Here is a 23,761-nt window from a genome sequence, read left to right on the forward strand (position 1 = left end):
GATGGTGATGCCGGGCGACAACGTCAAGGTGACGGTGAAGCTGATTGCGCCGATTGCGATGGAAGAAGGTCTGCGCTTCGCGATTCGCGAAGGCGGCCGTACGGTCGGCGCCGGCGTCGTCTCCAAGGTGATCGCGTAAGTCATGACTACCCAACAGCGTATTCGGATTCGTTTGAAAGGCTTCGATCACCGTCTGGTTGATCGCTCTGCGCGTGAAATTTTGGATACGGCGAAGCGTACGGGTGCTCAAGTCAAGGGCCCGATTCCGTTGCCGACGGACAAGGAACGCTTCACGGTTCTTGTTTCGCCGCATGTGAATAAGGACGCGCGCGACCAGTACGAAATTCGTACGCATAAGCGTGTCATGGAGATCATTGATCCCAGCGAAAAGACGGTTGACGCCTTGATGAAGTTAGATCTTGCGGCGGGCGTGCACGTTCAGTTGAAGCTGTATTGAGCTGCAAAGGGCGGTTCGTCGAGCGAGTTTATTTGCTCGGTTCGGTCTCGACTCAAGCGGTTCAGTAGTGTCGGAACATTGTTTTTTAAGGTGAAAAGATGGCGATCGGAGTGGTGGGGCGCAAGCTCGGCATGACAAGGATCTTTACCCCGGAAGGGGTTTCGATCCCTGTTAGCGTTATCGAAGTGCAGCCGAATCGCGTGACGCAGATCCGTACAGCGGAAGTCGATGGCTACGCTGCGGTGCAGATCACGACCGGTGAGCGCCGCCCGATTCGGGTCAAGAAGGCGCAGGCCGGGCATTTCGCCAAGGCGGGTGTGCCGGCCGGGCGGGGGCTGTGGGAGTTCCGGCTAGGGCGCGCCGATGTGGCCAGCGACTATCAAGTCGGCTCGGAGATCAAGCTCGATCAGTTTTCGGAGGGGCAGGTTGTTCATGTGACCGGCACCAGTATCGGCAAGGGTTTCCAGGGCGCGATCAAGCGTCACCATTTTTCCACCCAGGATGCGACTCACGGTAACTCCCTCTCCCATCGGGCGCCGGGTTCCATCGGGCAGCGCCAGACCCCTGGTCGCGTATTTCCCGGGAAGAAAATGGCTGGGCACATGGGTAATGTGCGAACGACTGCGCGCAATCTGAGTGTCGTGAAAATTGATGCGGAGCGTGGGTTGTTGTTGATCAAGGGTGCCGTTCCGGGCGCCAAGGGCGGCGATGTGGTCGTCCGTCCAGCGACAGCGGCCGCAGAGTAAGGAATAGGCGATGGAACTGAAATCAGTCGAGGGCCAGGCGCAAGTGGTGGTCTCGGATGCCGCATTTGGTGCGCCGTTCAACGAAGCGCTGGTGCATCAGCTCGTCACTGCTTATTTGGCCGGAGGCCGCGCTGGAACGCGCGCTCAGAAAACACGGTCCGATGTCAGCGGCGGCGGAGCGAAGCCGTGGAAGCAAAAAGGCAGTGGTCGTGCCCGAGCGGGAACGATTCGCAGTCCGCTGTGGCGCCATGGTGGCGTGACGTTTGCGGCACGCCCTCAGGATTACGGGCAAAAGCTGAATCGTAAGATGTATCGCGCCGGAATGCGCTCGATCTTGAGTGAGCTTGCGCGCCAGGACCGTTTGCAAGTTGCGGACAGCATCGCGATTTCCGAGCCCCGCACCAAGGCATTGCTCACCCAGTTGAAGCAGTGGAGCATCGGTTCGGACGCTCGCGTACTCCTGGTGGTTGAATCGATCTCTGACGCGCTGCAGCTGGCTGCGCGCAACCTGTATCGTGTGCGGATTTGCGAGGCTGCTCGAGTCAATCCGGTGAGTTTGGTCGGCGCAGAACATGTTGTCGTGGAGCGGGGTGCGCTCGCCGTGCTCGAGGGGTGGTTGCAGTGAAGCAGGAACGTCTTTTACAGATTCTCCTTGAGCCGGTGGTCACCGAGAAGTCCACTTATGTGGCTGAAGCAGGAAACCAGGCTGTGTTCAAGGTCTGCCGCGATGCCACCAAAAGTGAGATCAAGGCGGCTGTCGAATCGCTTTTCAGTGTTCGGGTTCTCGACGTCAATGTTGTGAATCTGAAAGGAAAGATGAAGCGTCATGGCCGCTTTTACGGGCGGCGCAATGGAAGTCGTAAGGCTTACGTTCGGTTGTCTGAAGACAGTCGCATCGAATTGTCCGTGAATCCCTGACCGGGCACGGCATCGCACAGTTAACAGTGAGATTGATCATGGCACTGGTGAAGTCAAAGCCCACCTCCGCTGGAAGGCGGTTTGCAGTCCAGGTAAAAACGCCTGATTTGCACAAGGGCGGTCCCTATGAGCCGCTTGTGGAGCGTCAGTCGACTCGCGGCGGCCGGAACAACGTCGGGCGCGTGACCGTGCGCCACCAAGGGGGCGGTCACAAGCAACGCTACCGCGTAATCGACTTTCGTCGCGACAAGGACGGGATTCCGGCGGTTGTGGAGCGTTTGGAGTATGACCCGAATCGCAGTGCAAACATCGCCTTGCTGTGCTATGCGGATGGTGAGCGGCGCTACGTTCTGGCGCCCAAGGGCGTGCGGGCAGGTGCGGATCTCCAGTCAGGCGTGTCGGCGCCCATCAAGTCGGGTAACGCGTTACCCCTGCGAAACATCCCTCTCGGCACGAGCGTCCATGCGATTGAGCTGAAGCCGGGCAAAGGCGCGCAATTGGCGCGGAGCGCAGGTGCGTATGCTCAGATCGTGGCCCGCGATGGGGGGTTTGCGACCTTGCGTTTGCGGTCGGGCGAGATGCGTCGTATTCACTTGGACTGCCGGGCTACCGTTGGTGAGGTCGGAAACGCTGAGCACAATCTTCGCTCGCTTGGGAAGGCGGGTGCCAAGCGTTGGCGCGGTATTCGTCCGACGGTCCGCGGGGTGGCGATGAATCCGGTTGACCATCCGCATGGCGGCGGCGAAGGCCGTACATCCGGGGGACGTCATCCAGTAACGCCTTGGGGTGTGCCCACCAAGGGTTACAAGACGCGCAGCAACAAGCGGACCGACAAGATGATTGTTCGTCGGCGCAGTTCCAAGTAAGAGAGTTTGATATGCCGCGTTCTATTCGAAAAGGACCTTTTGTCGACCAGTATCTGGTGAAGAAGGTCTTGGAAACCCAAGAATCCCGCACCAAGCGTCCCATCAAGACGTGGTCTCGTCGTTCGATGGTGATTCCCGAGATGGTCGGGCTAACAATTGCGGTTCATAACGGACGTCAGCATGTGCCCATTCTCATCTCTGAGAATATGGTTGGTCACAAGTTGGGCGAGTTTTCGCCAACCCGGACTTACAAAGGCCATGTTGCCGACCGGAAGGCGCGGTAAGGAAAGGATTGGCCATGCAAGTGTCAGCAACATTGAAATACATTCATATCTCGGCGCAAAAGGCGCGTCTGGTTGCAGATCAGATCAGAGGTCTGCCGGTTGATCGCGCGCTTCAGGTCCTGGCGTTCAGCTCGAAGCGAGCCTCCGCTCTTATGCGAAAGGTGCTGGAGTCGGCGATTGCTAATGCGGAGCACAATGAAGGCGCCGATGTCGACGAGCTCCGTGTTGCCGGCGTTTGGGTGGATGAGGGTCCGACCATGAAGCGATTCCATGCGCGCGCCCGAGGGCGTGGCACACGTATTCACAAGCGGACCAGCCACATTACCGTACTGGTTGGCGATCGGAAATAAGCGGGAGCGCAGGCTATGGGTCAGAAGGTTAATCCGATCGGCATCCGCTTGGGTATCGTGCGCGATTGGGCATCAACATGGTACGCCGAGAAAGGCGACTTTGCGGAATTTCTTAATCAGGATCTGCGGATTCGCGATTTTCTGCGTCGCCGCTTGGCCAACGCATCGGTCAGCCAGATCCGCATTGCCCGTCCCGCACGCTCGGTTCAGGTGACGGTCTATACCGCCCGTCCGGGAATCGTGATTGGCAAACGCGGGGAAGATATCGAGCGGCTTCGGACGGAACTGGGACAGATGGTCGGGGTTCCGTCGAGCATCAATGTGGAAGAGATCCGCAAGCCGGAACTCGATGCGCAGCTGGTGGCCGAAAGTGTGGCGCAGCAGCTGGAAAAGCGTATCATGTTCCGCCGCGCAATGAAGCGTGCGGTCGGAAACGCGATGCGCCTGGGTGCACAGGGTATCAAGATTCAGGTCTCAGGCCGACTGAACGGTGCCGAGATTGCCAGGACGGAATGGTACCGCGAGGGTCGGGTTCCGCTGCATACGTTGCGCGCCGACATTGATTATGCCCTTGCGGAGGCGCATACGACGTATGGCGTCATCGGCATCAAGGTTTGGATTTTCAAGGGCGAAGTTTTTCATGGTGATGGTTCGGCAGTCGAGCATCCCAGTGAAAAGGCCAAGGTTTAAAGGGGTAATCGCATGCGTCAGCCGAAGCGAACCAAGTATCGGAAACAACAGAAGGGCCGCAATCAGGGCTTGGCCAAGGGTGGCGAGCGAGTCAGCTTTGGCGAGTTTGGCTTGAAAGCTGTCGAGCGAGGCCGTATTACAGCTCGTCAGATTGAGTCGGCGCGTCGTGCGATTACCCGTCACGTGAAGCGCGGCGGAAAAATTTGGATTCGTGTCTTCCCCGACGTCCCTGTGACGAAAAAGCCCATTGAAGTGCGCATGGGTAAAGGCAAAGGGAATGTGGAATATTGGGTGGCGAAGATCCAGCCGGGTTTCGTCATGTATGAAATGGAAGGCGTGAGCGAGGACATCGCCCGGGAGGCGTTCAAGCTCGCATCGGCAAAGCTGCCGATTAGAACCGCCTTTGTGTCGCGGACGGTGATGTGATGAAGCCTGATGAACTGAAGGCCATGAGCCCCCAGCAACTGGAAGAGCAGCTGCTTAAGCTTCGACGAGAGCAGTTCGACTTGCGCATGCAGCGGAGTACCGGGCAGCTTGCGCAGTTTCATCACTTTCCAAGAGTGCGCAGAGAGATCGCTCGCGTAAAGACAGCGATCAATGCGCAGCGCAAGCAGGAAACGGTCAATGACTGAAGAAGCAAAGGCAAGTCGGACGTTGGTTGGGCGAGTCGTTAGCGACAAAATGGACAAGACCATCACCGTGGCAATCGAGCGTCGTGTGAAGCACCCGCTGTACGGTAAGTATGTAACGCGTACCAGTACACTGCATGCCCACGATGAAGAGAATTCCTGCCAGGAAGGTGATCTGGTCCGTGTGGTAGAATCGCGGCCGATTTCAAAAACCAAGTCGTGGCAACTGGTAGAAGTCGTGGAGCGCCGTCGGGACTGACTGACGGCGAGTTAAGTATTTCGAGGCGGATTAAACGATGATCCAGATGCAGTCCGAGTTGGCGGTAGCCGACAACAGCGGCGCAAAGCGGGTGATGTGCATCAAGGTGCTGGGCGGCTCAAAGCGTCGCTATGCCGGTATCGGTGATGTGATTAAGGTGTCCATCAAGGATGCGATCCCGCATGGGAAAGTCAAGAAAGGCGACGTGTATAACGCCGTCGTGGTGCGTACGCGAAAAGGTGTCCGTCGGCCTGATGGCTCTTTGATTCGCTTCGACGGTAATGCGGCTGTTTTGCTGAATAACCAGTTGCAGCCAATTGGGACGCGCATTTTTGGGCCTGTGACTCGTGAGTTGCGTTCAGAGCGCTTCATGAAAATCATTTCATTGGCGCCGGAAGTTCTCTGACCATCGGTCAAGGTAGATTGCGATGAAACGAATCAAAACTGGTGACGAAGTCGTCGTCATTGCGGGCAAGGACAAGGGACGGGAAGGTCGCGTCCTTCGTGTTCTTGCGGACGATCGCGTGGTTGTCGAAAACGTCAATGTCGTCAAGCGCCATACTCGGGGCAACCCTGCCTCGGGCCAGGCCGGTGGCATTGTTGAGCAAGAGCGGTCGATTCACATTTCGAATGTGATGATCCGCAATCCGCAGAGTGGGAAGCCCGAGCGGATTGGATACAAGCTGTTGGCGGATGGACGCAAGGTGCGCTTCCTGAAGTCTAATGGCGAAGTTTTTGACGTCTAAGGCGATTGAATCATGGCGAGACTGCAACAGACTTATCAGGAAAAAGTGGTGCCAGAACTCATGTCCCGGTTTGCATACCGGAATGTGATGGAGGTGCCGAGGATTGCCAAGATCTCCTTGAACATGGGGCTGGGTGAGGCCGTCGCCGACAAGAAGATTATCGATCACGCAGTGCGCGATATGACACAGATTGCTGGGCAGAAGCCCGTGGTCACGAAGGCACGCAAATCGATTGCCGGCTTCAAGATTCGTGATGGCTGGCCCATTGGCTGTAAGGTGACGTTGCGTCGTGATCGGATGTATGAATTCCTTGATCGACTGATTTCCGTGGCGTTGCCGCGTGTCCGGGATTTTCGGGGCGTCAATGGTCGTGGTTTCGATGGTCGCGGCAATTTCAGCATGGGCATTTCCGAGCAGATCATCTTCCCGGAAATTGATTACGACAAGATCGATGCGCTGCGCGGCATGGATATCACCATCACGACCACAGCGATGACCAATGAAGAAGGTCGGGCTCTTCTCGAAGGGTTTGGCTTTCCATTCCGGAATTGAGGACAGATTAATGGCCAAACGTAGCATGATTGAGCGAGAGAAGCGTCGCGCTAAGGCGGTCGCCCGCTATGCGGCTAAGCGCGAAGCGCTCAAGGCGACGATTCGTGACATGTCTCTTGATGATGAGACTCGGTTTGCTGCGGTTGACGCCTTGGCCAAATTGCCAAGGGATTCAAGTCCCGTTCGGCAACATAACCGGTGTCGTCGGACTGGCCGCACTCACGGCTATTACCGCAAGTTTGGGTTGGGCCGAAACAAACTGCGAGAAGCTGCCATGTTCGGGGAAATTCCTGGGCTGGTTAAGGCCAGCTGGTAAGCATTAATGTACGAGAGCGACTGAACCCTATGAGCATGACAGATCCCATTGCGGACATGTTGACGCGCATCCGCAATGCACAGCGCGCCGGCAAGGCCGTCGTTAGCATGCCCCTTTCCCGCGGCAAGCAGGCGATCGCGAAATTGTTGGTTGATGAAGGCTACGTGGCCGGCATCCAGGTCGTCGAGGAAGAAGGCAAAGGAACACTGGTTCTGGAGCTGAAATACTTCGAAGGCCGGCCTGTGATTGAACATCTGGCGCGCGTGAGTCGTCCGGGTTTGCGTATTTATCGCAGTGCGAAAGACCTGCCTGTGGTCCTTGGCGGACTGGGTGTGGCAATTGTGTCTACTTCAAAGGGCTTGATGACTGACCGTGCGGCGCGTGCCACAGGCATGGGCGGTGAAGTCGTCTGCACCGTTTATTGAGGATTTTGGGATGTCTCGCGTAGCGAAAAGTCCGGTGACGATTCCCTCTGGCGTGAATGTGCTCTGCGAAGGGCGCCGTCTGTCGGCCAAAGGAAAGAATGGCGCATTGGATTTGGACATCCATCCGGATGTCACTGTGAGCCAGGCGGAAGGGCAGCTGACTTTTGCGCCTATTCGGCCTGCCGCGGATAAGATGGCTGGGACAATGCGTGCTCTGTGTCAGAACATCATCAAGGGCGTGCATGAGGGGTTCGAGCGGCGACTCCAGCTGATTGGTGTCGGTTACCGGGCACAAATGCAGGGATCAAACCTGAGTCTCACGCTGGGTTTTTCACATCCTGTCGTCTATGCCGTTCCGCAGGGAATCACGATTGAAACGCCGAGCCAGACGGAAGTCGTGATCAAAGGCGCTGACAAGCAGCGTGTTGGTCAAGTCGCCGCAGATATTCGCGCTTATCGACCGCCGGAACCGTACAAGGGCAAGGGCGTTCGCTATGTTGGCGAGCGAGTGGTCCTGAAAGAGACCAAGAAGAAGTAAGTAGGTGGCCAATATGGATAAAAAAGCTGTACGCATGCGTCGCGCGCGCCGGGGTCGGGCGAAGATTCGTGACTTGGGAATGACGCGTCTGTGCATTCATCGTACGCCGCGCCACATCTACGCACAGCTGATCGGCGCCGATGGATCGACAGTCTTGGCCTCTGCGTCTTCGGTATTGAAGGACGTACGAGAGCAGACTGGGTCGACGGGGAATGCTGAGACGGCGGCTGTTGTTGGGCGTCTGATTGCCGAGCGAGGTCGGGCGGCTGGTGTCAGTCGCGTGGCGTTTGACCGGTCTGGTTTCAAGTACCACGGTCGCGTCAAGGCCTTGGCCGATGCTGCTCGCGAAGGCGGGCTTGAGTTCTAAAGGATTTCGAAGATGTCCAATACCGGGTTGCAAGCAAGTGGTGACGGTCTCTTGGAGAAGCTGGTCGCTGTCAACCGCGTTGCGAAGGTTGTAAAAGGAGGCCGTCAGTTCGGCTTCACGGCGTTGACTGTGGTTGGCGACGGCAATGGTCGCGTCGGGTTCGGCTACGGCAAGGCGCGGGAAGTTCCTCAGGCGATTCAGAAGGCGATGGACCGGGCGCGCAAGTCGATGCGACCGGTGCATGTGACTGAAGGAACCTTGCAACATCCGGCGATTGCAGCGCACGGATCGACCCGGGTGATCATGAAGCCTGCGGCTCAAGGGACAGGGTTGATCGCGGGTAGCGCCATGCGTGCTGTCTTCGAAGTTGCCGGCGTTCATAACGTTCGCGCCAAGTGCTTGGGTTCGCGTAATCCGCTCAATGTGGTTCGGGCGACAATCAAAGGTCTTCACGATCTGCATGATCCGACGCTCGTGGCGGCGAAGCGCGGCAAGACCGTGGAAGAGATTGTGGGGTGACCGACGTGACTGAAACAACCAAGCAATATCGGCTGACCTTGGTCCGTAGCGTTGCGGGCCGGCTGAAGAACCACCAGGCGTGTGTCCGCGGGCTCGGCCTTCGTCGGATGAATCACTCGGTCATCGTCCCGGGAACACCGGAAAATTGTGGAATGATCAACAAGGTTTCCTACTTGTTGTGTGTTGAGGAGCTTTGACCATGCATCTGAATACGCTGCGTCCCGCCGATGGAAGCCGTAAGGAGAAGCGTCGTCTGGGTCGCGGGATCGGTTCTGGCTTGGGCAAGACAAGCGGAAAAGGTCACAAAGGTCAGAAGGCACGTGCTGGCGGATTCCACAAGGTCGGTTTTGAAGGTGGCCAGATGCCCCTTCAGCGCCGGATTCCGAAGCGGGGGTTCCGCTCTCGTGTGGCGCGGAGCCATGCCGAAGTCCGACTGTCCGAGCTTAATGGACTTGAGAATCCGGTTACGCTGCTCAGCCTGATCGGTGCCGGGGTCGTGCCGCAAGGGACCGTCAAGGCGAAGGTGATCTTGTCCGGCGCGGTCGCCGGTGCGGTCACGCTGGAAGGAGTGTCTGCAACAGCAGGCGCGCGCGCGGCGATCGAGGCGGCCGGCGGGTCGATCAAGGACTGATGATTCGTGGCGACTAACCGACCCTTGCCAGATATGGGAAAGCTCACCGAGCTGCGCCAGCGGATTCTGTTTCTGTTGGGCGCCTTGGTCGTATTCCGGGTGGGTACGTTCATTCCGGTGCCGGGGGTGGATCCTGTTGCGGTTGCACAGATGTTTGAGCGCACCAGCGGCACCATTCTGGACATGTTCAACATGTTTTCGGGCGGTGCATTGGAGCGCTTGAGTCTCTTTGCGCTCGGGGTTATGCCCTATATTTCAGCCTCCATCATTGTTCAGTTGATGACGTCGGTCATACCGGCATTCGAGGAACTGAAGAAGGAAGGCGAAAGCGGACGACGCAAGCTGACACAGTACACGCGCTATGGAACGGTGGTGCTCGCCTCATTTCAGGCGATCGGTGCGTCGGTGGCACTACAGAATCAAGGTGTGAACGCCGTTCAGGGGCCGTTGTTCGTCGTGATTGCCGCGACAAGCCTGGTGGCGGGTACGATGTTTTTGGTGTGGCTTGGCGAGCAGGTAACCGAGCGTGGCATCGGTAATGGCATCTCCATGATCATCTTTGCCGGCATTGTCGCCGGTCTTCCGTCGGCAGTTGGGGGGACCCTGCAGCTGGTGCGTAATGGTGAGATGAATCCGCTGTTTGCCGTGGTCATTCTGGCGCTAGCGTTCGCGGTCATCGCCGGCGTGGTATTCGTCGAGCGGGGGCAGCGTCGCATTCCCGTGCATTATGCGAAGCGTCAGCAGGGACGTCGCTTGTTTGCCGCACAAACCACGCATTTGCCGCTCAAACTGAACATGGCTGGGGTCATTCCGCCAATTTTCGCCTCGAGTCTGATTTTGTTCCCGGTTACAATGGGCGGCTGGCTCGGCGGCGCGTTGGGTGATGGGTGGGCGGCGTCCGTGGTGCAGAGTGTCACCAGCGCACTCTCCCCTGGGCAGCCCATATACGTTCTGCTCTATGCGGCGCTGATCATCTTCTTTTGCTTTTTTTATACGGCGCTTGTTTTCAATGCGCGTGAGACTGCGGATAACTTGAAACGGTCCGGTGCGTTCATCCCGGGCATACGGCCAGGCCAGAATACAGCCAACTACATCGACGGCGTGCTGACCAGGCTGACAGTGGTAGGTGCCATCTATATCACGGCCGTGTGTCTCATGCCGGAGTTCTTGATTTTGTCCTTCAACGTGCCTTTTCACTTTGGGGGGACTTCGCTCCTCATCATTGTGGTGGTGGTGATGGATTTCATGGCGCAAGTTCAGGCGCACGTGATGTCGCATCAGTACGAAGGCTTGCTGAAGAAAAGTAACCTGAAGGCCGTCGGTCGCGGTGAGTGACCTATAGGGTCCCGCGTCGGCATCGAGGAGTAGTTTGGATCATGAAAGTGCGAGCTTCGGTCAAGCGGATTTGCCGTAATTGCAAAATCATTCGGCGGCATGGCCATATCCGTGTGATCTGCACGGATGGCCGGCACAAGCAGCGGCAGGGTTGAAGGCCACCGCATTGCCATAGGTAAAAGAAACGGCTATCATAGCCGGCTCGCCATTTCTTGGCCGGCGGGCGCTAGGCTCAGTAGGAGATTTTTGAATGGCCCGTATTGCCGGTGTCAATATTCCTGATCAAAAGCATGCAGTGATTGCATTGACTGCAATTTATGGCGTTGGGCGGAATCGTGCAAAACTGATCTGTGAGATGGCTGGCATCAGCCCTTCGGCGCCGATCAAGGATCTGACCGAGGGCGAACTTGAAACGTTGCGGCAAGCAATTGCGAAGTTCACTGTCGAAGGTGATCTGCGACGCGAAGTTTCGATGAACATCAAGCGCCTTATGGATCTGGGCTGTTATCGCGGACTCCGTCATCGCCGCGGCCTGCCGGTTCGGGGGCAGCGCACTCGAACCAATGCGCGTACACGCAAGGGCCCGCGTCGCGCGATCCGCAAATAAGGCAGGCATCCTGCTCAAGGTCGTATCAATCACGGAATTGGCGTATTTCAATGGCAAAGACAGCACCCCGTAAACGAGTCAGAAAGCATGTCACCGATGCTGTGGCTCACGTGCATGCATCCTTCAATAACACCATCATCACTATTACGGATCGTCAGGGTAATGCGCTCTGTTGGGCGACGTCTGGTGGATCGGGGTTCCGTGGTTCACGCAAGAGCACGCCATTTGCGGCGCAGGTCGCTGCGGAACGAGCCGGGAATGCTGCTCAGGAACATGGCGTCCGGAATCTTGATGTCTTGGTTAAAGGCCCGGGTCCTGGTCGTGAGGCGGCGGTTCGTGCACTCCATAATGTGGGCTTCAAGGTGTTGAGCATCACCGATGTGACCCCCATTCCTCATAATGGTTGCCGGCCACCCAAGCGGCGGCGGGTCTGATCGACGCATTGGCGTGATGCGATCGTACGAGAGATAGGCATGGCGAAGTATATTGGACCGAAATGCAAGCTTTCCCGTCGCGAAGGAACGGATCTGTTCCTTAAGGCAAGGGGGAGCTCCTATGAGAAGAAGTGCCGAAGTGAGTCGGCTCCCGGCCAGCATGGTCAGCGCCGCACACGCGTATCTGACTACGGTTTGCAGCTTCGCGAGAAGCAGAAGTTGCGCCGCATGTATGGCGTGCTCGAACATCAGTTCCATGGCTATTATGAAAAAGCGGCGCGGACTCGTGGGAATACCGGTGAGTTGATGCTGCAGATTCTTGAGAATCGCTTGGATAACGTGGTCTATCGCATGGGGTTTGCGTCGACTCGTGCTGAGGCACGTCAGTTGGTTGGACACAAGGCGTTTATGGTCAACGGGAACACCGCAAATGTTCCATCGATGCAGGTTCGTCCAGGTGACGTGATCCGTGTGGCAGACCGTGCGCGTGGGCAGGACCGAATTCGTGGTGCGTTGACGGTTGCCTTGGAGGTCGGTCTTCCCGCTTGGGTCGAGGTGGATGAGAAGGAGCTTCAGGGGACCTATAAGATGGTTCCGGATCGGTCCGACTTGTCCCCGGATATCAACGAAAACCTCGTTGTAGAGTTGTACTCCAAGTAAGAGGGAAGAGTGGATGCAGGGCTTCGGTGCTGATTTTTTGAAACCCCGCTTGGTTGATGTCCAACGGCTGTCGTCGACGCATTTCAAGGTCGTACTCGAACCTCTGGAGCGTGGCTTTGGGCACACTTTGGGGAATGCGCTGCGGCGTGTCCTGCTCTCCTCAATGACCGGGGTGGCGGTGGTCGAGGCGGAGATTGATGGCGTTCTGCACGAATACAGCAGTATCGAAGGTGTTCAGGAAGATGTCATTGATATTCTCTTGAATCTCAAGGGTATCGCTTTGCGCATCACGGATCCTGCGGTGAGTGAAGTCAATCTCATGCTCATCAAGGAAACGCCAGGACCGGTCACCGCCGGTGACATTCAGTTGACGCATCATGTCGAGATCGTCAATCCGGATCTGGTGATCGCCCATCTCAACGAAGGCGCGCGCCTCAAGGCGCGGCTGAAGGTTCGCAAGGGGCGCGGCTATGAGCCGGCACAGGTGCGACTGGGCGTTCATATGGAGGATGATGCACGGCCGATCGGCGTGCTTCACCTGGATGCCTCTTACAGTCCTGTCCGCCGTGTGTCCTATACGGTGGAAAGTGCCCGCGTCGAGCAACGGACCAATTTGGATAAGCTGGTGATCGAACTCGAGACGAACGGTGTGCTCGATCCGGAGGAAGCGATTCGTCATGCGGCGACGATTTTGAGTGACCAGTTGTCGTCTTTCGTCGATCTTCAGTCGGAGCAGCTCGAAGACAAGAGTCTGCGTAGCGGTGATCTCAATCCGATCCTGTTACGGCCGATCGATGATCTGGAATTGACGGTCCGCTCTGCCAATTGCCTAAAAGCCGAGAATATTTTCTATATCGGTGATCTGATTCAGCGCAGTGAAGTCGAGTTGCTCAAGGCGCCCAACCTGGGCAAGAAGTCCTTGACAGAAATCAAACAGGCGTTGGCAGCTCACGATTTGTCATTGGGTATGCGCTTGGATAATTGGCCGCCGGCGGACTTGCAACAACGCTCGGCCGGAGTCGAGGCTGGCGCTTGATAGCTTTTCTCTCCCCTTACCGGGAGACTGTAACGGAATTTCACCATGCGACATCGTAATAGCGGTCGACAGCTTAGTCGGAACAGTGCGCATCGAAAGGCGCTTCTGCGGAATATGACAGTCTCGTTGCTGAAGCATGAACTGATTCAGACGACGCTGCCAAAAGCCAAGGAACTGCGACGATTTGCGGAACCCATGATCACCTTGGGCAAGGAAGATGGCGTGTCGCGTCGCCGTCTGGCATTCGATCGGCTTCGCGATCGCGCGGTGGTAACCAAGTTGTTCAACGAGCTTGGTCCGCGCTATCGGGGACGTCCTGGCGGCTATCTGCGGATCTTGAAGAACGGCTTCCGTGCCGGCGACAATGCGCCGATGGCGGTGGTCGAGCTGGTGGATCGCCCGCAACGGGGTGCCGAGGAATCGCCCGCGGAATAGGCTGTATTCCGACACTGAACTGAGCAAAAGGCCGGGAGAAATCCCGGCTTTTTGCGTCGTGGGTTTGATCACGATTGGAATGGCGGCTGTTGGACCGGATCTGCCCCCCAGCCTTAAGACCGCAAGCGCCGGTTGTAGAGCGTCCAGGGTGACGCACTTAGTGTTCGGGTGCGGTCGAGGGAACCACCGTCATCGCGCGTCGAGCTGCGAACTCCGATGGCGTGAGCCGCCGAGCGAGCGCACCTCGTTGTCGTGGCGTCGCCACGTCGAGATCGCAGCCTGGGCAGGTTCGAGTGACACGAACCCGTTCTCGTTGAGGCGTTCGACGTCGAGGTTCTATGTCGCCTTGCCCGGCTGGATCTGCATCCGCCTGATGCGTTTGGCAGCAAGCCCGCGATTCAGCTGGATGGTGGGTGAACGCCAGGTCGTGGTCCGTGCGGATGGTGCCGGATAGCCATACGCGTCACCGGCCCGCAATCTCGACCGTATTCTTGGCGCAGTTGACGGCCACATTCAGAGACGTGATCGGCCGGCCGTTGGTCAGCGCATCGAACACAAGTTCCTCGACGCGGTGTGGTGTGGTGTGGTGTGGGCTCGACGGCACGCGCAGCGCCTGCGCTTAACCGCGACGTGCTTGGGCACCGCAAACCCTGCTGGGCGGTACAGGGGATGCGCGCGCGTGTTGCTTGGCAACAAAGTCTTCGCGGTCGACGGGGAGATCAGGCGCCGGTAACCGACGCGCCGGCGCTCGCTGGCCAGATCCACTAGATGCTGTTGACGCCGGTCATCCCGCCGCTACGCCGTGTAGTGCAGCGCGCTGAACGTAAGCTGCAACACGCGGCATGCGCGTCCCTCCGAGATCGGGACTTCGGCCCGCATAGCCGGTCACGACGGGGTTACGCCGCAACTACGGATCTGGAATTCCCGGCGCAACGACCTTCAGCACGTCGATGTGCAGCATGGCTTCGATCAGCATCTTCTTGAGCTTGACGTTTTCGGCCTCCAGCGTCTTCGGGGGCTTCGCATCCGGCATCTCCATCCCGCCCAACTGCCGGCGCCACAGGGAAAATGATGCGTCGCATGAAGTCATGCTTGCAGCACCGATCCTTCATCCGCGTCTTCGCCGCGTGTGTGCTTCAGGAAGCCGATGACCTGCTCGTCGGTGAACGGCTTCTTCTTTATGTCCGTCTTCTCCTGGGCAACGGAGGCCACTGAGATCACGCGGGTCCGGAAAACCGGGGGCAGGTCAGGCCGATCAAGGCCTGTGGGCCTGGGCGAGATAGGCTGCACTCCCCATCTCCTCCAAGCGGCTTGCCGTGCGTGCGAACTCGAAGGTCAGCCGGTTTCCCCGGTAAAGTTCGGCCGGATTAGCCTGCGCGGTGACGATGAGCTTCATGCGGTGATCATAGGCAACGTCGACCAAATGAATCAGCCGTCGCGCAGCATCTTCCTGCCATTGATCCAGAATCGGGATATTACTGATCAGCAACGCATCGAATTGGGTTGCGAGTTCGAGATAGTCTTGCTGACTCCGTCCCGGCCCGCAGATCACGTCGAAGTCGAGCCAGACGGCGCTTGTTCCGAGGGCGCGAGCGGGGATGTCCCGTTCAAGGATGTTGACGGTCCGTGCGGCTTGTTGAGCATGAGGACACAGTCGGGCGAATTGCCGCGCCAGCATGGATTCTCCTGCTGCGTCCGGTGGGACATGATAGCTTTCTGCAGCCTGAAGCGTGCGCAGTCGGAAGTCTTCTCCATCCTCGATTCTGACCACGTCGGTATGCTGCTCTAGCAGTGCGATTGCAGGCAGAAACTTTTCCCGCTGCAGGCCGTTCCGATAAAGATCGTGCGGCGGCACATTGGACGTTGCAACCAGGGTTAATCGCTGCGCGAACAGGTGCTGAAACAGTGTGCCGAGCAGCATCGCATCGGTGATGTCGGAGACGAAAAATTCATCGAAACAAATCACACGGGCGCGGCGCGCCAGCGATTCTGCGATGGGTCGCAGCGGGTCGCGGACCCCGGCATGCCCGGCCAGCTCCTGGTGGACGCGGCTCATGAAGGCATGAAAATGGACACGCAGGATTTCCGGGAACGGCAGGGTGTCGTAGAAGCAGTCCATGAGGTAGGTCTTGCCGCGCCCAACCCCTCCCCACACGTAAAGTCCCCGCACCGAAGGCCAACGTGGCGGCCGCAAGTTTCTGAGGTAGCGGTGTGCGAGACGTGAGCGTGGATGGGTCGCAATCAGTTCCCGATGGAGGGCTTCAAGTCGGGTGAGGATCTGCTCCTGCGCTGGGTCTGGCAGGAATCCCCCTTCAGCCTGATCGGTTCGGTACCGGGACAGTGGTGTGGCGTTTGCAGCGTACTGAGGGTTGAGATCCAACACGGTTCCTCTCGATCACTTCAGAGTGTGGCAGGTATCCGAGGCAAAACCATTGCATTATAACGACGGGCGCGACGGCGGCAGACGACGTGCGAGTTGGAAGGAGGACACATGCAGAGCGAGTCGCTGACCATCCGTTCCTTGGTGCTGGGTGCGCTGCTGGCCACGCTGTTGGGGGCTGCCAACGCCTATCTGGGACTGTATGCGGGCCTGACCGTATCTGCCTCGATTCCCGCGGCCGTGCTCGGTATGGGCCTATTGCGGATGCTGGGTGGCGCGCCGGCTCGGGAAGTCAATCTAGTGCAGACCGCTGCCTCATCTGGAGAAGCGTTGGCGGCAGGCGTGATCTTTACATTCCCCGCGTTGCTGATGATCCACTACTGGTCGCAGGTGGATCCATGGTCATTGACCGTGATTGCGTTGGGGGGCGGCTTGCTCGGCATTCTGGCCTCGATTCCACTGCGACGGCTGTTGGTCAACGATGCCGCCCTCCCGTTTCCGGAAGGGCGGGCGACGGCGGAGGTGGTGCGGCTCAGCGAGGCGCCGGAAACGGCATCGATGCGGCATCTGTTGGCCGGCGCGCTCGGCGCCGCGTTGTTCAAGGTGCTGCAAGGCGGTGTCGGGCTGTGGCCTGGCGCGTGGAAGGGCGCTGCATGGTGGGGCGGCTGGATGGGGGCTGGGGGTGTTGCGCTCTCGCCTGCCCTGTTAGGCGTTGGTCTGTTCGTTGGGATTCGCACGGCAGGGCTTATATTCGCCGGGGGTTTCCTGGGCTGGGGGATCGGGATTCCATTGCTGGCGCGGGGTGAGCTGCCCCCTATGGGGGATCCTTCGGGCCTTGCGATGGACTTATGGTCCACCCAAATTCGGTATATCGGGGTGGGCGCGATGCTCATCGGCGGCCTGTGGTCGTTGCTGGTACTCGTGAGGCCTTTGGCCGCATTGATGCTTTCATCATCGACGGATCGCAGCGACGGGTCCGATGGCGGGGATCTGCCGAGCCCAGTCCTCGGGATCATGGCGCTGATGGCGCTTGGGGGGCTCGCCCTGGCCAGCCTGGGCGTGGTCGGCAGCCCGACGCTCGCCATTCTGCTGACCGTGATTCTGGCCTTGGCTGGTTTTTTGTTTTCGGCGGTCGCGAGCTACATGGCCGGATTGCTTGGATCCTCTCACAACCCGGTGTCCGGAATGACCATCGCCACGATTCTGTTGTCGGCGTTGTTGTTGCGATTGCTGATGGGGGTCGACGCTGCAGGGGGCGCGGGGGCCGTGTTGCTCGTCGGCGCTGGCGTTTGTTGCGCGGCGGCACTCGCAGGCGACAACATTCAGGACCTGAAGGCGGGTGCGTTGCTCGGGGCGACGCCATGGCGTCAGCAGACCGCCCAGATTGTCGGCGTGATTTCTGGATCGCTGGTGATGGCGCCGGTGCTCATCTTGCTGGAGCAGGCCTATGGCTTCGGCCCGATCGATGCAGCCCATCCCCATGCCTTGCCGGCTCCTCAGGCTGGATTGATGGCGGCGTTGGCGACCGGCGTGTTCAACGGCGATCTGCCATGGGACATGATTCTAATGGGCATCGGCTGTGGCGCGGCGGTTATCGTCGTGGACCAGATTCTGGCGTGGCAGGGGAGAGGGTTCCGAGTACCGGTCCTTGCGGTGGCCGTCGGTATCTATCTGCCGATCGACTTATCCGCTGCCATTCTGCTTGGTGGGATATTGGGTGCCGTCATCGGCGCGGGCGCCAATCCACAGGGTCCGGGCTTGTTGCGTGCAGCCGGCTGGATTACGGGAGAGGCGCTGGCCGGGATCGCACTGGCCGCCTGGGTCGTCAGTGGTGGCACCAAGGCGCTCGATGCGCCACCGGGCGGAAATATCGCTTGGGTGTGGGGGGTGATCGCATTATTCGCGCTAACCTATCCCGTATTGCGATCACGCCGCGCAGATTCCGCATGATGCGGTGACGCTTCGGCTTCCAGACTACGCGCGATGCGCATGCGCGCTTGGTCTCGCAGCCACGCTAGGTCGGGGCGATTACGGCCCTTCGGATGGATCGGCGCGTGGATGCGCACCCGTATCGGATGATGGTAGACGCGCCAGCGATGGTCATCGGGCATGACCCGCTCCGTCCCTTCCAGGCTGATCGGGACCACCGGGCACTGTAATTCTGCGGCGGTCAAAAAAGCGCCCAGCCGGAACGGTCCCAAAGCGCCACCCCGGGGAATCGTTCCCTCCGGAAAAAACGCAAACGAGGTCCCCTGTTGCGCCCGGCGCAGGATCGAGCGGGCGTCACGCGCGCCTTGGGCCGGTTTCTCCCGATTGACGAAGGCGATACCCAGTCGACGCAACAACCAGCTCGCAAGGGGGACTTGCGACATCTCGTGCTTGGCCACGAATACATAGCCGGCCGGCAGCACGCCGGTGAGCAGCAGTCCATCCAGATAGCTAACGTGATTAGCGACCACGATCGCTGTTCCTGACGGCAGGTGTGCCAGGCCGGATACGGTGGGTCGCAGGCGGCACAGCGTCCAGGTGAAGCGCATGCCAAGCCGAGCGATGTGCTGGCGAAGACGCAATCCCGGTAAAATGAGGATCATCAGCCCGAACGTGGTTAAGACAAACAGGAACCAGAGCCAGCACCACAGGTTGTACAGCGTGCTGAGTCGGGATTTGAGGGGAATGAGCATGGTGCGGGCCGGCAGCATAAAGGATCCTTCTTATGCGCATGAATCACATCGACGTCAAGAAGTTCATTGAATGAACAGCCCGCTGCAAGGCCGCGGCGCCCGAGTCTTTCTGCCGATCCGGGAGTTGTCCTGGTCCGCTCAGCGGCGTCAGTTCTGGGTGCGATACTTTTTCCTCACGCTGCTGGTGCTGTATTTCCTGAGTCTCGAGACCGTCGCCCCGGTTCTGTGGGGACTCGACTGGGTTCTGATCATCGCTGCGGTTTATGCCGGGGTGGTCTTGCTCATGATGATCTGGGCGCGGCTGCAGCCGATTTCGCCATGGCGGGTCGCCGTCAGCCTATGGTTGGACTATTTCATTCTGGGATTGATGGTGGCGCATGATCCCAATCCTGCGCTCCCCACCGCGCCGGTGTTGCTGACAGTGCTATTCGGCCACGGGCTCCGTTTCGGCCCCATGGCACTGGAGTCGGTATTGGGTGGAAGCCTGCTGGTTTTTCCAGCCATCATGACGCTCCGTGCGCTGTTCGGAGGCATCATGCCGGAAACAGCGACGTTCCTGACGCTTTTTCTTTATGCCGTGCTGGCGATGTATGGCGCTATGTTGATTTGGCGCAGCGAGCGGCTGCGACGACGCCTCGAGCGCCATAGTTCAAGTGACGAGTTAAGTGGGGTAAGAACCCGACGGGCGCTGGCCGAGCAGGCGGAGGTCATGTTTAACATGCATTCCCGGAGCGGCCGGCCGCTGACGCTGTTGTTGTTCGAGATCCCGCTTCCGGGCGTGCAATCCGACCGGCGCGAGCGTGGCAGCCTGTCGCGCCGGTTACTCCGGACGTGCGGTGAAGTCCTGCGATACGGCTTGCGCAGCTACGATCTGAGCGGCCGACAGGATGATGACCGTTTTGTGGTCCTGCTGCCGGACACTGACGCAGCAGATGGCGTGATCGTTGGCGAACGCTTGCGTCAGGGCCTGCAAAGGCGCCTGGGGCAGGTCTGGGGCGGCTCTGTGGACGTGCGGGTGGTGCAGGTCCAGGCACCTGGCGATGGTGGGGACTACGGCCGCCTGCTGACCGATGCTTTGGCCCGGATGAATGCCGGCAGGGCGAAAAGCGAGGCTGCGTCGACGGCTCCCGGTCTGTCATGACCGATGCGGCGCGCATCGAAGCATTTCTCGCTCGTCTGTGGAGCGAGCGTGGCGTGTCCGTGCATACCGTTGCCGCCTATCGGCGCGATCTGATGATGCTTTCCGGATGGCTGGCGCGCTGTGGTCTGGATCTGGCTTCGGCAGGGCCTGCCGAGCTGCAGGATTATCTTGCGGATCGTTTGCGACAGCATGCCAGCACCCGCTCGATCGCGCGCCAGATTTCAGCGTGGCGACAGTTCTATGGCGATGCGTCCCGACATGGGCAATGTGGCGATCCCACGACCGATCTCCAATCACCTCGCCTGCCACGCCGGCTGCCGCAGGTTTTGAGCGAAGCGGATGTCGATGCGCTGCTGAGGGCGCCAGCGCTCGATACCGCCATTGGATTGCGCGATCGCGCCATGCTGGAATTGCTCTATGCCACCGGCGTTCGGGTGTCCGAGCTGGTGGGTTTGGTGCTCGGACAAATCGATCTGCGCGTGGGGTGGATCCGCATTCAAGGAAAGGGCCGCAAGGAGCGTCTGGTCCCGATGGGCGAAGAAGCATTGCACTGGGTGGCCCGCTACCTCACCGAGGCACGCCCCGCTTTCCTACCCGTTCGAGGTGGTGATGCCTTGTTCCCCGGACGGAGGGGCAGGCCACTGACCCGGCAAGCCTGCTGGCATCGGTTGCGTGCGCTGGGGCAGGTGGCCGGTATTCGCAAACGCTTTTCACCGCATGACTTGCGCCATGCATTCGCGACCCATCTGCTTGATCATGGGGCTGATCTGCGCATGGTGCAGCTGCTGCTGGGCCACAGCGACCTATCGACCACGCAGATTTATACCCATGTCGCCCAAGCGCGGTTGAAAGCCCTCCACGCGGCGCATCATCCGCGTGGATGAGCGGAGGTTTCTCAACGCTCCAGCAGGTCTTTCTTGCCGGGTTTTCCGTCCCATTCCTCCGCATCGGGCGGTGGATCCTTCTTCTCGGTCAATACAGGCCATTCTTTCGACAGCTCGGCATTCAAGGCCAGGAACGGCGCCTGCTCGTTGCTGAGATCATCTTCCGAAAAGATCGCCTGGGCCGGGCATTCCGGTTCGCACAGCGTGCAATCGATGCATTCCTCGGGGTCGATGACCAGCATGTTGGGGCCTTCGTGGAAGCAATCAACCGGACAGACTTCCACGCAATCGGTGTATTTGCATTTGATGCAGTTCTCGGTGACGACGTAAGTCATGAGCCCTCTCCAAGAGTGGTTCTGTCTGTTGGGATCGCTGGGGGCCGAATTCTAGCGGTTCGGGGGGCAGCTGGCGAGTCCGGCGTTAACGGGCTCCGGGGTCGACATTCACATCGAGCGGCGGATAAGTGCCTTCACGTCGATCCTTGAAGTAGTCTTCGAGTGTCAGCTTCATGGTGCGAAAGGCTAGATCGTCCCAAGGTATTTGGGCTTCCGCGAACAGCCTGGTTTCGAGTGATTCGGCGCCTGGCGAGAAGTCGAGGTCCAACAGGCGCGCACGGAAGAACACGTAGATCTGATGAATGTGCGGCAAGTCGAACAGGCGATAGAATGATTCGATCTCGACGCGCGCATTTGCCTCTTCCAGCGTTTCACGCGCCGCACCCTGACGGGTCGTTTCGCCGTTCTCGAGAAAGCCGGCCGGCAGCGTCCAGTAGCCACGTCGCGGATGAATGGCCCGGCGACACAGCAGTACCCGGTCCTCCCAAACGGGAACACAGCCGACGATCATGCGCGGATTGTCATAATGAACCAGATTGCAGGACTCGCACACAGAGCGAATCAGATGATCCCCTTCGGGAATCCTGCGAACGACCGGCTGGGCGCAACGGGGACAGAATTTCATGGCTGGCTGGGTGCGAGGGGTGAAGGGTTCACTCCGTCATGGTCCCATCCCCGTCGGGTGCTGTCCATCCCCGAATGCAGGGGCTCTGGTAAAATCACTCGGAATGTCGATTGTTCGCCTGCCTGATGCATTGATCAACCAGATCGCCGCCGGCGAGGTGGTGGCGCGCCCGGCTTCGGTCGTCAAGGAACTCGTCGAGAACAGCCTGGACGCCGGTGCGCGACGGATCCGCATCGAGGTGGAGCGTGGCGGAATCGGGTTGATCCGCGTTACCGATGACGGCGCGGGAATGGCGCCCGAGGAACTGCCCTTGGCACTGGAGCGCCATGCCACCAGCAAGATCCGACACCTTGCCGACCTCGAACGCATCGCCACGCTTGGCTTTCGCGGCGAAGCTCTGCCGAGCATTGCGGCCGTCTCGCGTTTCAGTCTGACGTCCCGCATGGCCCACAGTCCGCATGCCTGGCGGGTGGAGTGCCACGATGGCGGGCTGAGCGAACCGATTCCGGCGCCTCATCCGCCGGGAACCCGGGTCAGCGTTCGTGATCTGTTTCACAACACGCCGGCGCGACGCAAATTTCTGCGCAGCGAGCGGACCGAATTCGACCACCTGGCGCGCACCGTGTTGCAGCTGGCGCTGGCCGAGCCCGAAGCCGGACTGACGTTGATTCACAACGGGCGTACCCTTTGGCAGCTTCCACCGGCCACCGAGCCGGTGAGTGTGGAAAGCCGGCTTGCGATCCTGCTGGGTGAGGATTTCTTGCGTCATGCCCTGCATGTGCGTCATGAGCGTGCCGCCATCGCCCTCTCGGGCTGGATCGCCGCACCGGCGTTCTCGCGCGCCCAGGGCGATGTTCAGCATCTGTTTGTCAATGGCCGCTGGATCCGGGACAAGGGGCTAGCCCATGCGGTTCGCCATGCCTATCGCGATGTGCTTCATCATCAGCGGCATCCGGCCTATGTCCTGCATCTGACACTGGATCCGGCGTCGGTGGACGTGAATGTGCATCCGGCTAAGCATGAGATCCGCCTGCGGGATGCGCGCCAGACCCACGATTTCCTGGCCCGCAGTCTGCAAGATGCGCTGGCTGCGGTGCGCCCGGGCGCTGAGGCAGGCCATGTCGTAACCGAGATTCCCATGCCAACCCCAGCGCTGGCGCCGAGGCAGGATCCCTTGCCCCTGAAGGTGGCGGAGTCGGCGCCTCGTTACGCATCGGCCATACCGAAGGGCGGCATGGCAGCGGCTGGCTGGGATGTGGCGTCGCCCCTCGCGGCAGCGCCAGCACCCGCCAGCGACGGTTCGATGGCCGACCGGGCCGCCCGGCCCGATGAGCAACCGCTCGGGTTTGCCTTGGGGCAGCTCCATGGGATCTACCTGCTGGCACAGAATGCCGCCGGGCTGGTGGTGGTGGATATCCACGCGGCGCATGAACGCATTCTTTACGAGCGGCTCAAACGCGCCGCTGCTGATGGCGGGCCGGCATCCCAGTCCTTGCTCGTTCCGGTCGAAATCACCCTGAATATTACTGAAGCGGATTGGGTGGAGCGCTGGGCGCCAGAATGGACAGCCTTCGGGCTACTGGTCGATCGCACCGGCCCGGCGAACGTCACGCTGCGGGCCTTGCCCGCGGGCCTGCCGATGCAGGATCCGGTCGGGCTGTTCCGGGATCTGCTGGCTGATCTCATGCATCAGGGCCGAACCGATCGTGTAGAAGCGCAGCACCATGCACTCATGGCCTCCCTGGCGTGCCATGGTGCGGTGCGCGCAGGACGGGCGTTGACCGTGCCGGAGCTGGATGCACTGCTTCGCGACATGGAACGAACCGAGCGCTCGGGTCAATGCAATCATGGGCGTCCGACCTGGGTGCAGCTGGATCGCGCCGCGCTCGATCGTCTGTTTCTGCGTGGACGTTGA

At 59.5% G+C, this 23,761-nt stretch carries 40 protein-coding genes; 33 read left to right on the plus strand and 7 right to left on the minus strand.

Annotation, left to right across the window (positions count from 1 at the left end; genetic code table 11):
- The 29 genes from E4680_RS09840 to rplQ all read left to right on the plus strand — a co-directional run.
- Positions 1 to 139, plus strand: a 139-nt coding sequence (locus tag E4680_RS09840) for an EF-Tu C-terminal domain-related protein (RefSeq protein ID WP_479688846.1), incomplete at its 5' end; no start/stop codon positions are given.
- Positions 140 to 142: 3 nt separating this feature from the next.
- The gene (gene rpsJ, locus E4680_RS09845) at positions 143 to 457 is read left to right on the plus strand and encodes a 30S ribosomal protein S10 (protein ID WP_135282240.1); all 315 of its coding nucleotides are present in this window, start codon (positions 143 to 145) and stop codon (positions 455 to 457) included.
- 98 nt (positions 458 to 555) lie between these two features.
- Positions 556 to 1,203: a 50S ribosomal protein L3 gene (gene rplC, locus E4680_RS09850; protein WP_135282241.1), complete on the plus strand. Its 648-nt coding sequence runs from the start codon at positions 556 to 558 to the stop codon at positions 1,201 to 1,203.
- A 10-nt stretch (positions 1,204 to 1,213) separates the two neighbouring features.
- Positions 1,214 to 1,828, plus strand: a complete 615-nt coding sequence (gene rplD, locus E4680_RS09855) for a 50S ribosomal protein L4 (RefSeq protein ID WP_135282242.1) — start codon at positions 1,214 to 1,216, stop codon at positions 1,826 to 1,828.
- Positions 1,825 to 2,121: a 50S ribosomal protein L23 gene (gene rplW, locus E4680_RS09860; protein ID WP_135282243.1), complete on the plus strand. Its 297-nt coding sequence runs from the start codon at positions 1,825 to 1,827 to the stop codon at positions 2,119 to 2,121. The genes rplD and rplW overlap by 4 nt, the downstream gene beginning before the upstream one ends.
- Before the next feature lie 38 nt (positions 2,122 to 2,159).
- Positions 2,160 to 2,987 carry a 50S ribosomal protein L2 gene (rplB, locus tag E4680_RS09865; RefSeq protein WP_135282244.1) on the plus strand — a complete coding sequence of 276 codons (828 nt, stop codon included), beginning with the start codon at positions 2,160 to 2,162 and terminating at the stop codon, positions 2,985 to 2,987.
- An 11-nt stretch (positions 2,988 to 2,998) separates the two neighbouring features.
- Positions 2,999 to 3,271, plus strand: coding sequence for a 30S ribosomal protein S19 (rpsS, locus tag E4680_RS09870; protein WP_135282245.1), 273 nt, complete (start codon positions 2,999 to 3,001; stop codon positions 3,269 to 3,271).
- A 14-nt stretch (positions 3,272 to 3,285) separates the two neighbouring features.
- Positions 3,286 to 3,621 (plus strand): 50S ribosomal protein L22, encoded by a 336-nt coding sequence (gene rplV / locus E4680_RS09875; protein ID WP_135282246.1) that lies wholly within the window; start codon positions 3,286 to 3,288, stop codon positions 3,619 to 3,621.
- A 15-nt stretch (positions 3,622 to 3,636) separates the two neighbouring features.
- Positions 3,637 to 4,311, plus strand: coding sequence for a 30S ribosomal protein S3 (gene rpsC / locus E4680_RS09880; protein ID WP_135282247.1), 675 nt, complete (start codon positions 3,637 to 3,639; stop codon positions 4,309 to 4,311).
- Positions 4,312 to 4,323: 12 nt separating this feature from the next.
- The gene (rplP, locus tag E4680_RS09885; protein ID WP_135282248.1) at positions 4,324 to 4,737 is read left to right on the plus strand and encodes a 50S ribosomal protein L16; all 414 of its coding nucleotides are present in this window, start codon (positions 4,324 to 4,326) and stop codon (positions 4,735 to 4,737) included.
- Positions 4,737 to 4,943: a 50S ribosomal protein L29 gene (rpmC, locus tag E4680_RS09890; RefSeq protein ID WP_135282249.1), complete on the plus strand. Its 207-nt coding sequence runs from the start codon at positions 4,737 to 4,739 to the stop codon at positions 4,941 to 4,943. The genes rplP and rpmC overlap by 1 nt, the downstream gene beginning before the upstream one ends.
- Complete coding sequence (rpsQ, locus tag E4680_RS09895) at positions 4,936 to 5,199, plus strand: 30S ribosomal protein S17 (RefSeq protein WP_135282250.1); 264 nt, start codon at positions 4,936 to 4,938, stop codon at positions 5,197 to 5,199. Before rpmC ends, rpsQ begins: the two co-directional genes overlap by 8 nt.
- Before the next feature lie 37 nt (positions 5,200 to 5,236).
- A complete protein-coding gene (gene rplN, locus E4680_RS09900) occupies positions 5,237 to 5,605 on the plus strand; it encodes a 50S ribosomal protein L14 (RefSeq protein ID WP_135282251.1) in 369 nt (122 codons plus the stop codon).
- Positions 5,606 to 5,627: 22 nt separating this feature from the next.
- Positions 5,628 to 5,945 carry a 50S ribosomal protein L24 gene (gene rplX, locus E4680_RS09905; protein ID WP_135282252.1) on the plus strand — a complete coding sequence of 106 codons (318 nt, stop codon included), beginning with the start codon at positions 5,628 to 5,630 and terminating at the stop codon, positions 5,943 to 5,945.
- A 12-nt stretch (positions 5,946 to 5,957) separates the two neighbouring features.
- Complete coding sequence (gene rplE, locus E4680_RS09910; protein ID WP_135282253.1) at positions 5,958 to 6,497, plus strand: 50S ribosomal protein L5; 540 nt, start codon at positions 5,958 to 5,960, stop codon at positions 6,495 to 6,497.
- 10 nt (positions 6,498 to 6,507) lie between these two features.
- On the plus strand, positions 6,508 to 6,813 hold the full coding sequence (gene rpsN / locus E4680_RS09915) for a 30S ribosomal protein S14 (RefSeq protein ID WP_135282254.1): 306 nt from the start codon (positions 6,508 to 6,510) through the stop codon (positions 6,811 to 6,813).
- A 29-nt stretch (positions 6,814 to 6,842) separates the two neighbouring features.
- Complete coding sequence (gene rpsH, locus E4680_RS09920; protein ID WP_135282255.1) at positions 6,843 to 7,238, plus strand: 30S ribosomal protein S8; 396 nt, start codon at positions 6,843 to 6,845, stop codon at positions 7,236 to 7,238.
- Between the two features lie 10 nt (positions 7,239 to 7,248).
- Entirely contained in the window at positions 7,249 to 7,776 is a 528-nt protein-coding gene (gene rplF / locus E4680_RS09925; RefSeq protein ID WP_135282330.1) for a 50S ribosomal protein L6, read from the plus strand.
- Between the two features lie 13 nt (positions 7,777 to 7,789).
- Positions 7,790 to 8,143 (plus strand): 50S ribosomal protein L18, encoded by a 354-nt coding sequence (gene rplR, locus E4680_RS09930; RefSeq protein WP_135282256.1) that lies wholly within the window; start codon positions 7,790 to 7,792, stop codon positions 8,141 to 8,143.
- Positions 8,144 to 8,155: 12 nt separating this feature from the next.
- Entirely contained in the window at positions 8,156 to 8,662 is a 507-nt protein-coding gene (gene rpsE / locus E4680_RS09935; RefSeq protein WP_135282257.1) for a 30S ribosomal protein S5, read from the plus strand.
- Positions 8,663 to 8,667: 5 nt separating this feature from the next.
- The gene (gene rpmD, locus E4680_RS09940) at positions 8,668 to 8,859 is read left to right on the plus strand and encodes a 50S ribosomal protein L30 (RefSeq protein ID WP_135282331.1); all 192 of its coding nucleotides are present in this window, start codon (positions 8,668 to 8,670) and stop codon (positions 8,857 to 8,859) included.
- A 2-nt stretch (positions 8,860 to 8,861) separates the two neighbouring features.
- Positions 8,862 to 9,293 carry a 50S ribosomal protein L15 gene (rplO, locus tag E4680_RS09945; protein ID WP_135282258.1) on the plus strand — a complete coding sequence of 144 codons (432 nt, stop codon included), beginning with the start codon at positions 8,862 to 8,864 and terminating at the stop codon, positions 9,291 to 9,293.
- A gap of 33 nt (positions 9,294 to 9,326) precedes the next feature.
- Positions 9,327 to 10,628: a preprotein translocase subunit SecY gene (gene secY / locus E4680_RS09950; RefSeq protein ID WP_135282332.1), complete on the plus strand. Its 1,302-nt coding sequence runs from the start codon at positions 9,327 to 9,329 to the stop codon at positions 10,626 to 10,628.
- A gap of 41 nt (positions 10,629 to 10,669) precedes the next feature.
- Positions 10,670 to 10,783 (plus strand): 50S ribosomal protein L36, encoded by a 114-nt coding sequence (gene rpmJ / locus E4680_RS09955; RefSeq protein ID WP_135282259.1) that lies wholly within the window; start codon positions 10,670 to 10,672, stop codon positions 10,781 to 10,783.
- A gap of 95 nt (positions 10,784 to 10,878) precedes the next feature.
- The gene (rpsM, locus tag E4680_RS09960) at positions 10,879 to 11,235 is read left to right on the plus strand and encodes a 30S ribosomal protein S13 (RefSeq protein WP_135282260.1); all 357 of its coding nucleotides are present in this window, start codon (positions 10,879 to 10,881) and stop codon (positions 11,233 to 11,235) included.
- A gap of 50 nt (positions 11,236 to 11,285) precedes the next feature.
- The gene (rpsK, locus tag E4680_RS09965; protein ID WP_135282261.1) at positions 11,286 to 11,669 is read left to right on the plus strand and encodes a 30S ribosomal protein S11; all 384 of its coding nucleotides are present in this window, start codon (positions 11,286 to 11,288) and stop codon (positions 11,667 to 11,669) included.
- Between the two features lie 39 nt (positions 11,670 to 11,708).
- Entirely contained in the window at positions 11,709 to 12,329 is a 621-nt protein-coding gene (gene rpsD, locus E4680_RS09970) for a 30S ribosomal protein S4 (RefSeq protein WP_135282262.1), read from the plus strand.
- Positions 12,330 to 12,342: 13 nt separating this feature from the next.
- A complete protein-coding gene (locus E4680_RS09975; protein WP_135282263.1) occupies positions 12,343 to 13,365 on the plus strand; it encodes a DNA-directed RNA polymerase subunit alpha in 1,023 nt (340 codons plus the stop codon).
- Positions 13,366 to 13,410: 45 nt separating this feature from the next.
- On the plus strand, positions 13,411 to 13,800 hold the full coding sequence (gene rplQ, locus E4680_RS09980) for a 50S ribosomal protein L17 (RefSeq protein ID WP_135282264.1): 390 nt from the start codon (positions 13,411 to 13,413) through the stop codon (positions 13,798 to 13,800).
- A gap of 463 nt (positions 13,801 to 14,263) precedes the next feature.
- Here rplQ and E4680_RS14075 read toward each other — a convergent pair whose 3' ends face one another.
- The 4 genes from E4680_RS14075 to zapE form a co-directional block, all read right to left on the minus strand.
- Positions 14,264 to 14,404, minus strand: coding sequence for a hypothetical protein (locus E4680_RS14075; protein WP_167792471.1), 141 nt, complete (start codon positions 14,402 to 14,404; stop codon positions 14,264 to 14,266).
- A gap of 303 nt (positions 14,405 to 14,707) precedes the next feature.
- Complete coding sequence (locus E4680_RS09985) at positions 14,708 to 14,890, minus strand: transposase (protein ID WP_135282265.1); 183 nt, start codon at positions 14,888 to 14,890, stop codon at positions 14,708 to 14,710.
- A complete protein-coding gene (locus tag E4680_RS14550) occupies positions 14,887 to 15,012 on the minus strand; it encodes a hypothetical protein (protein WP_276605623.1) in 126 nt (41 codons plus the stop codon). The genes E4680_RS09985 and E4680_RS14550 overlap by 4 nt, the downstream gene beginning before the upstream one ends.
- A gap of 43 nt (positions 15,013 to 15,055) precedes the next feature.
- Positions 15,056 to 16,183 carry a cell division protein ZapE gene (gene zapE, locus E4680_RS09990; protein WP_240696180.1) on the minus strand — a complete coding sequence of 376 codons (1,128 nt, stop codon included), beginning with the start codon at positions 16,181 to 16,183 and terminating at the stop codon, positions 15,056 to 15,058.
- A 108-nt stretch (positions 16,184 to 16,291) separates the two neighbouring features.
- Between zapE and E4680_RS09995 the strand changes: the two genes are divergently transcribed.
- Positions 16,292 to 18,130 carry an OPT family oligopeptide transporter gene (locus E4680_RS09995; RefSeq protein WP_135282266.1) on the plus strand — a complete coding sequence of 613 codons (1,839 nt, stop codon included), beginning with the start codon at positions 16,292 to 16,294 and terminating at the stop codon, positions 18,128 to 18,130.
- Here E4680_RS09995 and E4680_RS10000 read toward each other — a convergent pair.
- On the minus strand, positions 18,091 to 18,879 hold the full coding sequence (locus E4680_RS10000; protein WP_135282267.1) for a lysophospholipid acyltransferase family protein: 789 nt from the start codon (positions 18,877 to 18,879) through the stop codon (positions 18,091 to 18,093). The genes E4680_RS09995 and E4680_RS10000 overlap by 40 nt on opposite strands.
- Positions 18,880 to 18,931: 52 nt before the next feature.
- Between E4680_RS10000 and E4680_RS10005 the strand changes: the two genes are divergently transcribed.
- Positions 18,932 to 20,002, plus strand: a complete 1,071-nt coding sequence (locus E4680_RS10005) for a GGDEF domain-containing protein (protein ID WP_135282268.1) — start codon at positions 18,932 to 18,934, stop codon at positions 20,000 to 20,002.
- Positions 19,999 to 20,886: a site-specific tyrosine recombinase XerD gene (gene xerD, locus E4680_RS10010; protein ID WP_135282269.1), complete on the plus strand. Its 888-nt coding sequence runs from the start codon at positions 19,999 to 20,001 to the stop codon at positions 20,884 to 20,886. The genes E4680_RS10005 and xerD overlap by 4 nt, the downstream gene beginning before the upstream one ends.
- Before the next feature lie 11 nt (positions 20,887 to 20,897).
- On the opposite strand, the gene fdxA is transcribed toward xerD, so the two are convergent.
- Together fdxA and E4680_RS10020 are read right to left on the minus strand one after the other, a co-directional pair.
- The gene (fdxA, locus tag E4680_RS10015) at positions 20,898 to 21,221 is read right to left on the minus strand and encodes a ferredoxin FdxA (RefSeq protein ID WP_135282270.1); all 324 of its coding nucleotides are present in this window, start codon (positions 21,219 to 21,221) and stop codon (positions 20,898 to 20,900) included.
- Positions 21,222 to 21,306: 85 nt separating this feature from the next.
- The gene (locus tag E4680_RS10020) at positions 21,307 to 21,846 is read right to left on the minus strand and encodes an NUDIX hydrolase (RefSeq protein ID WP_135282271.1); all 540 of its coding nucleotides are present in this window, start codon (positions 21,844 to 21,846) and stop codon (positions 21,307 to 21,309) included.
- A 103-nt stretch (positions 21,847 to 21,949) separates the two neighbouring features.
- On the opposite strand from E4680_RS10020, the gene mutL reads away from it, so the two are divergent.
- On the plus strand, positions 21,950 to 23,761 hold the full coding sequence (mutL, locus tag E4680_RS10025) for a DNA mismatch repair endonuclease MutL (RefSeq protein ID WP_135282272.1): 1,812 nt from the start codon (positions 21,950 to 21,952) through the stop codon (positions 23,759 to 23,761).

Origin of the sequence: Candidatus Macondimonas diazotrophica, from assembly GCF_004684205.1 — a bacterium.
In the GTDB taxonomy this organism is placed as follows: Bacteria; Pseudomonadota; Gammaproteobacteria; order UBA5335; family UBA5335; genus Macondimonas; species Macondimonas diazotrophica.

Coding starts and splice junctions, on each gene's coding strand:
- rpsJ (WP_135282240.1), top strand. CDS start 143: ATGACTACCCAACAGCGTATTCGGATTCGTTTGAAAGGCTTCGATCAC.
- rplC (WP_135282241.1), top strand. CDS start 556: ATGGCGATCGGAGTGGTGGGGCGCAAGCTCGGCATGACAAGGATCTTT.
- rplD (WP_135282242.1), top strand. CDS start 1,214: ATGGAACTGAAATCAGTCGAGGGCCAGGCGCAAGTGGTGGTCTCGGAT.
- rplB (WP_135282244.1), top strand. CDS start 2,160: ATGGCACTGGTGAAGTCAAAGCCCACCTCCGCTGGAAGGCGGTTTGCA.
- rpsS (WP_135282245.1), top strand. CDS start 2,999: ATGCCGCGTTCTATTCGAAAAGGACCTTTTGTCGACCAGTATCTGGTG.
- rplV (WP_135282246.1), top strand. CDS start 3,286: ATGCAAGTGTCAGCAACATTGAAATACATTCATATCTCGGCGCAAAAG.
- rpsC (WP_135282247.1), top strand. CDS start 3,637: ATGGGTCAGAAGGTTAATCCGATCGGCATCCGCTTGGGTATCGTGCGC.
- rplP (WP_135282248.1), top strand. CDS start 4,324: ATGCGTCAGCCGAAGCGAACCAAGTATCGGAAACAACAGAAGGGCCGC.
- rpmC (WP_135282249.1), top strand. CDS start 4,737: ATGAAGCCTGATGAACTGAAGGCCATGAGCCCCCAGCAACTGGAAGAG.
- rpsQ (WP_135282250.1), top strand. CDS start 4,936: ATGACTGAAGAAGCAAAGGCAAGTCGGACGTTGGTTGGGCGAGTCGTT.
- rplN (WP_135282251.1), top strand. CDS start 5,237: ATGATCCAGATGCAGTCCGAGTTGGCGGTAGCCGACAACAGCGGCGCA.
- rplX (WP_135282252.1), top strand. CDS start 5,628: ATGAAACGAATCAAAACTGGTGACGAAGTCGTCGTCATTGCGGGCAAG.
- rplE (WP_135282253.1), top strand. CDS start 5,958: ATGGCGAGACTGCAACAGACTTATCAGGAAAAAGTGGTGCCAGAACTC.
- rpsN (WP_135282254.1), top strand. CDS start 6,508: ATGGCCAAACGTAGCATGATTGAGCGAGAGAAGCGTCGCGCTAAGGCG.
- rpsH (WP_135282255.1), top strand. CDS start 6,843: ATGAGCATGACAGATCCCATTGCGGACATGTTGACGCGCATCCGCAAT.
- rplF (WP_135282330.1), top strand. CDS start 7,249: ATGTCTCGCGTAGCGAAAAGTCCGGTGACGATTCCCTCTGGCGTGAAT.
- rplR (WP_135282256.1), top strand. CDS start 7,790: ATGGATAAAAAAGCTGTACGCATGCGTCGCGCGCGCCGGGGTCGGGCG.
- rpsE (WP_135282257.1), top strand. CDS start 8,156: ATGTCCAATACCGGGTTGCAAGCAAGTGGTGACGGTCTCTTGGAGAAG.
- rplO (WP_135282258.1), top strand. CDS start 8,862: ATGCATCTGAATACGCTGCGTCCCGCCGATGGAAGCCGTAAGGAGAAG.
- secY (WP_135282332.1), top strand. CDS start 9,327: ATGGGAAAGCTCACCGAGCTGCGCCAGCGGATTCTGTTTCTGTTGGGC.
- rpmJ (WP_135282259.1), top strand. CDS start 10,670: ATGAAAGTGCGAGCTTCGGTCAAGCGGATTTGCCGTAATTGCAAAATC.
- rpsM (WP_135282260.1), top strand. CDS start 10,879: ATGGCCCGTATTGCCGGTGTCAATATTCCTGATCAAAAGCATGCAGTG.
- rpsK (WP_135282261.1), top strand. CDS start 11,286: ATGGCAAAGACAGCACCCCGTAAACGAGTCAGAAAGCATGTCACCGAT.
- rpsD (WP_135282262.1), top strand. CDS start 11,709: ATGGCGAAGTATATTGGACCGAAATGCAAGCTTTCCCGTCGCGAAGGA.
- E4680_RS09975 (WP_135282263.1), top strand. CDS start 12,343: ATGCAGGGCTTCGGTGCTGATTTTTTGAAACCCCGCTTGGTTGATGTC.
- rplQ (WP_135282264.1), top strand. CDS start 13,411: ATGCGACATCGTAATAGCGGTCGACAGCTTAGTCGGAACAGTGCGCAT.
- E4680_RS09985 (WP_135282265.1), bottom strand. CDS start 14,890: ATGACTTCATGCGACGCATCATTTTCCCTGTGGCGCCGGCAGTTGGGC.
- E4680_RS09995 (WP_135282266.1), top strand. CDS start 16,292: ATGCAGAGCGAGTCGCTGACCATCCGTTCCTTGGTGCTGGGTGCGCTG.
- E4680_RS10000 (WP_135282267.1), bottom strand. CDS start 18,879: ATGCTGCCGGCCCGCACCATGCTCATTCCCCTCAAATCCCGACTCAGC.
- E4680_RS10005 (WP_135282268.1), top strand. CDS start 18,932: ATGAACAGCCCGCTGCAAGGCCGCGGCGCCCGAGTCTTTCTGCCGATC.
- xerD (WP_135282269.1), top strand. CDS start 19,999: ATGACCGATGCGGCGCGCATCGAAGCATTTCTCGCTCGTCTGTGGAGC.
- fdxA (WP_135282270.1), bottom strand. CDS start 21,221: ATGACTTACGTCGTCACCGAGAACTGCATCAAATGCAAATACACCGAT.
- E4680_RS10020 (WP_135282271.1), bottom strand. CDS start 21,846: ATGAAATTCTGTCCCCGTTGCGCCCAGCCGGTCGTTCGCAGGATTCCC.
- mutL (WP_135282272.1), top strand. CDS start 21,950: ATGTCGATTGTTCGCCTGCCTGATGCATTGATCAACCAGATCGCCGCC.